Here is a 527-nt window from a genome sequence, read left to right as displayed (position 1 = left end):
CACGAACCCGCATAGAACGGCTCCGCCACCCGCGGCGCGATGAACACCGCACCCATCGGAACGTAACCGGACGTCAAACCCTTTGCCGTGGTCATCATGTCGGGCTGCAAATCGAAACGAGTAGACGCGAACCACTCGCCGCCGATACGACCGAAACCGGTCACGACCTCGTCGACGACAAACAAAATGTCGTGCTCGCGGCAGATGTCGCGCACCTCGGCCAGGTACCCCTCCGGCGGAAGATACACCCCACCGGCACCGATGATCGGCTCCGCGAAGAACGCGGCGATCTTGTTCGCACCGATCCTCTCGATCAACTCGAGCAGACTCTTCGCATCATCCCAGCCGACCGTGGCCGCATCCGCCATCAGCTCGCCGTACCCCTCACGGTTCACCGCAATACCCGCCAGAGCTGTTCCCGCAACATGCATTCCGTGGTACGCCTTCTGACGACCGACGATGATCGCCTTCTCCGGCTGCCCCACCTCGTGCCAGTACCGGCGAGCGAGCTTCGCCGCAGTGTCCAC

1 protein-coding gene is annotated in these 527 nt (G+C 63.0%); it reads right to left on the bottom strand.

Translation table 11 applies throughout. The features are described from left to right. Positions 1 to 527, bottom strand: a 527-nt coding sequence (locus tag AC3WQS_RS31340) for an aminotransferase class III-fold pyridoxal phosphate-dependent enzyme (protein WP_492741648.1), incomplete at both ends; no start/stop codon positions are given.

The organism is Rhodococcus sp. FW305-130, from assembly GCF_058788335.1.
The sequence above is the reverse complement of the archived record's forward strand: the minus strand, read 5'-3'. Positions and strand labels throughout refer to the sequence as shown.